Below are 4,562 nucleotides of genomic sequence, written 5' to 3'. Positions count from 1 at the left end.
TGGCTACTGCCGCCGGCAACAGGCCGATTTCGCCCGCGCCCAGGTCCGCTACACGGTCCTGGACGTGGAGCAGGAGGCCGGCCGCCAGGCCGCCGCCGCGCTGGGCCTGGAAGGCGTGCCGATCACCGTGATCGGCCAGCATGTGGTCGAAGGCTACGACACCGCCGCCCTGGACCTGCACCTGCAGCCGCTGGGCTATCGCGTCTACTGATCCACCCCACCCACTTTCTTAGCAGAGGAATCCCCCATGAAAGCACCCGTTCGTGTTGCCGTGACCGGCGCCGCCGGCCAGATCGGTTATGCCCTGCTGTTCCGCATCGCCTCCGGCGAAATGCTGGGCAAGGACCAGCCGGTGATCCTGCAGTTGCTGGAACTGCCGATGGAGAAGGCCCAGGCCGCGCTGAAGGGCGTGATGATGGAGCTGGAAGACTGCGCGTTCCCGCTGCTGGCCGGCATGGTCGGCACCGACGACGCCGAAGTCGCGTTCAAGGACGCCGACATCGCCCTGCTGGTCGGCGCGCGTCCGCGCGGCCCGGGCATGGAGCGCAAGGACCTGCTGCTGGAGAACGCCAAGATCTTCACCGCGCAGGGCGCGGCGCTGAACAAGGTGGCCAAGCGCGACGTCAAGGTGCTGGTGGTCGGCAACCCGGCCAACACCAATGCCTACATCGCCATGAAGTCGGCGCCGGACCTGAACCCGAAGAACTTCACCGCGATGCTGCGCCTGGACCACAACCGCGCGCTGAGCCAGCTCTCGCTCAAGCTCGGCAAGCCGGTCGGCGGCATCGAGAAGCTGGTGGTGTGGGGCAACCACAGCCCGACCATGTACCCGGACTACCGTTTCGCCACCGCCGACGGCGCCTCCATCGCCGAGGCGATCAACGACCAGGAATGGAATGCCGGCACCTTCATCCCGACCGTGGGCAAGCGCGGCGCGGCGATCATCGAAGCGCGCGGCCTGTCCTCGGCCGCCTCGGCCGCCAACGCCGCCATCGACCACGTGCGCGACTGGGTGCTGGGCAGCAACGGCAAGTGGGTGACGATGGGCGTGCCGTCCGATGGCTCCTACGGCATTCCCGAAGGCGTGATCTTCGGGTTCCCGGTCACCACCGAGAACGGCGCCTACACCATCGTCAAGGATCTGCCGATCGACGACTTCAGCCAGAAGTACGTCGACAAGACCCTGGCCGAGCTGGAAGAAGAGCGCAGCGGCGTGGCCCACCTGCTGGGCTGATCGCCAACGCGATCGCGTCGTCACGGAACGCCGGGCCCCGCCCGGCGTTTCGCGTTGTGGGAGTCCGACATGATGAATCTGATCCACTGGCGGCTGTACGTCGCCGTCGTCGAGTGCGGCAGCATCAGCGCCGGCGCCGCGCACTGCGGCATCACCCAGTCCGGCGCCAGCCAGGCCATCGCGCAGATGGAGCACGTGCTGGGCGCGGCGCTGCTGCTGCGCGAGCGCGGGCGGATCCGGCCGACCCCATTCGGGACGCGTGCGCTGGAACATGCGCGGGCGATGCTGGCCGAGCTGGGGCAGATCCAGGCCCTGGCCAAGGCGGAGCGTGCAGCGGGTGCGGCCTCGCTGCGGGTCGCCGGCTTCGCCTCGTCGCGGCCGTGGCTGGCGCCGCGCCTGCGCGCGTTCGAGCGGGCGCATCCGGACACGGGTGTGGTCTGGCTGGAAGGCAGCGACGAGGAGGTCGAGGCCTGGCTGGCCGCCGGGACGGTCGACCTGGGCGTGGTACTGGATCCGGCGCCGGAGCGCGACGCCATGGTGTTCGGCATGGACGAGTGGCTGGCGGTGCTGCCGCCGGCGCTGGCGCGTCCGCGGGCGCGCGACATCGCCCTGGCGGAACTGCTGGCGCTGCCGTTCGTGCTGGCCACCGGCGGTTGCTGGCTGCACGCGCAACGCCTGGCCGAACGCGCCGGGCTGGCGATCGCCGACCTGCGCCTGCAGGTGCGCGACTGGTCCAGCGCCTGGGCGCTGGTGCGCGACGGCGCGGGCGCCAGCCTGCTGCCGACGTCGGTGCTGCCGGCCGAGCGCGACGGCGTGCAGGTGCTGCCGTTGCAGCCGCGGCTGCAGCGCCGCTTCGCCCTGGTCGTTGCTGCACACGCGGCGCCGGCCGCGCTGCAACTGCGCCGGTTCCTGGACGAGGCCATTAGCGGCGCTACTGACCCGTCCTGACATTCTTGTTTCTCCGCAGGCCGCCGTGCCGCGCACACTGCGCGCGCCGACTGTCCGGTGCGCCTGCGAGACGTTCCGATGCTCCTCTATGCCGCTCCTGGCGCCTGTTCCCTGGCGCCGCACATCGTGTTGCGCGAACTGCAGCTGCCGTTCCGGTTGGTGCGCGTGGACAACCGCAGCAAGCGCACCGCCGATGGCGAGGACTTCCGCGCGCTCAATCCCAAGGGCTACGTGGCCGCGCTGCAACTGGACGACGGCCAGGTGCTGACCGAGGGGCCGGCGATCCTGCTGTACCTGGCCGATCGCTGCCCGCAGGCGGCGCTGGCGCCGCACGCGGACGCAGACGCCTTGCCACGCTACCGCCTGTACGAGTGGCTGGCCTTCATCAACAGCGAACTGCATGCCGGCAGCGTGCCGCTGTTCGATGCCGGGCTGGCGCCGGCGCGGCGCACCGCGGTCGCCGCTCGCCTGCTGCAGCGCTATGCCCATGCCGAGGCCGCGCTGCGCACGCAGCCGTACCTGCTCGGCGAGCGCTTCGGCGTGGCCGATGCCTATCTGTTCACCGTGCTCGGCTGGCTGCCGCGGTTCGGCCTGTCGCTGGACGCGCTTCCGGCGTTGGCCGCGTACGCGGCGCGTATGGCGCAGCGTCCCAGCGTGGTGGCGGCGCTGGCCGCCGAGCAGGCGCTGCGCCCGGCCTGAGCGCGGCGCACTGGCGGGCAGGGCATGACCTTCGGCGCTCGGCCGCAGCGCGGCGGCCGTGCTAGGTTGCCCGGGCCATTCGAAAGGGGATTTCGACCATGCTCATGCCGTTCCGCTGGATCGGCGCCCTGGCGCTCGCCAGTGCGTTGCCTGTCGCCGCCCACGCCGCCACCGCCGACAGCGGGTATCGGCAACCGCCCGAGCCGCTGCTGGGCGTGATGCGCGCCCCGCTCAATCCGACGCCGCGGCTGGACCCGACCGGGCGCACCCTGTTGCTGGTGGAGCGCCAGGCCTACCCGCCGATCGCGCGCGTCGCCGAGCCGTACCTGAAGCTGGCCGGGGTGCGCGTGGAGCCGCGCACCCACGCCCGCCACGACATGTCCAACGGCTACGGCATCCGCGCCTGCCTGGACGGCTTCAGCCTGGTCGACGTGGCCAGCGGCAAGCAGACCGCGGTGACCCTGCCGGCCGGCGCCTGCCCGGCGCAGCCGGTGTGGTCGCCGGACGGGCGTCGCTTCGCCTTCAACAACACCGCGGCCGACCGCGTCGAACTGTGGCTGGGCGACGTCGCCACCGGCGCGGTGCGTCGCATCGACGGCGTGCAGCTCAACCCGGTACTGGGCGGCGAGATCCAGTGGCTGGGCGGCAGCGACACCCTGCTAGTGCGTGCGGTGCCCCAGGACCTGGGTCAGGCGCCGGTGAAGGCGGCGGTGCCGCCGGGCCCGGAGGTCAAGGAAGCGATCCGCGGCAAGGGCGAGAGCAGCACCTACGAGGCCCGCGACACCCTGTCCAGCCCCGAGGACGAGGCCCAGTTCACCTACTACGCCACGGCGCAGCTGGTCACCGTGGATGCCGCCAGCGGCAAGCTGCGCACGGTCGGCAAGCCGGCGGTGTACTCGGTGGTCGACGGTGCGCCGGACGGCCGCCACGTGCGCGTGGAGCGCCTGCAGCGCCCGTACTCCTACGTCACCACCTACGGCCGCTTCGCCCACGACGTGGCGGTACTGGACCTGGCCGACGGCAGCGAGCGGGTGCTGGCGAACCTGCCGGTGGCCGATCGCGTGCCGGTACACGGCGTGCCCACCGGGCCGCGCGCCTACGGCTGGCGCGCCAACCAGCCGGCCACCCTGGTCTGGGCCGAGGCGCTGGACGGCGGCGACTGGAAGACCAATGTGCCGGCGCGCGACAAGCTACTGACCCTGTCGGCACCGTTCACCGGCAAGCCGCGCGAACTGGCCAAGGTGACCCAGCGCTACGCCGGCCTGAGCTGGTTCGCGCAGGGCGGGCAGGCGCTGCTGGACGAGTACGACGAGAACCGCCACTGGCGCCGCACCACGCTGCTGGACGCGGACCGCCCCGGCAGCGCCGGGCGGGTGCTGTTCGACCTGTCCACCGACGACCTCTACGCCGATCCCGGCACGCCCGAGCTGCGTCGCCTGGCCAACGGCGAATACGTGCTGCGCGAGGACAACGGCGCACTGTTCCTGAGCGGGCAGGGCGCCACCCCGGCCGGCGACCGGCCGTTCCTGGACCGCTATGATCTGGCGAGCGGCAAGACCCAGCGTCTGTTCCGCAGCGGCGCCGATGTTGATGAGGCCTTCGCCGGGTTCGCCGGCGAGGACACCACCCGCCTGCTGACCTGGCGGCAGTCGCCGAGCGACCCGCCGAACGTCTACCTGCG

General features: G+C 71.8%; 3 protein-coding genes and 2 pseudogenes. All 5 read left to right on the top strand.

From position 1 onward, the window contains the following. A pseudogene (locus D588_RS0118635) lies at window positions 1–211 on the top strand (glutaredoxin family protein); the annotation flags it as partial. A gap of 36 nt (window positions 212–247) precedes the next feature. Next, window positions 248–1,234: a malate dehydrogenase gene (locus D588_RS0118630; protein WP_026143870.1), complete on the top strand. Its 987-nt coding sequence runs from the start codon at window positions 248–250 to the stop codon at window positions 1,232–1,234. A 69-nt stretch (window positions 1,235–1,303) separates the two neighbouring features. Continuing rightward, on the top strand, window positions 1,304–2,182 hold the full coding sequence (locus D588_RS0118625; protein ID WP_017917052.1) for a LysR family transcriptional regulator: 879 nt from the start codon (window positions 1,304–1,306) through the stop codon (window positions 2,180–2,182). Between the two features lie 78 nt (window positions 2,183–2,260). Next, window positions 2,261–2,881, top strand: a complete 621-nt coding sequence (gstA, locus tag D588_RS0118620; RefSeq protein ID WP_017917051.1) for a glutathione transferase GstA — start codon at window positions 2,261–2,263, stop codon at window positions 2,879–2,881. 98 nt (window positions 2,882–2,979) lie between these two features. Then, window positions 2,980–4,562 (top strand): annotated as a pseudogene (locus tag D588_RS25430) (S9 family peptidase); the annotation flags it as partial.

The organism is Xanthomonas sp. SHU 308 (assembly GCF_000364645.1).
Taxonomy (GTDB): domain Bacteria; phylum Pseudomonadota; class Gammaproteobacteria; order Xanthomonadales; family Xanthomonadaceae; genus Xanthomonas_A; species Xanthomonas_A sontii.
This window is presented reverse-complemented; position numbering and strand designations above follow the sequence as displayed.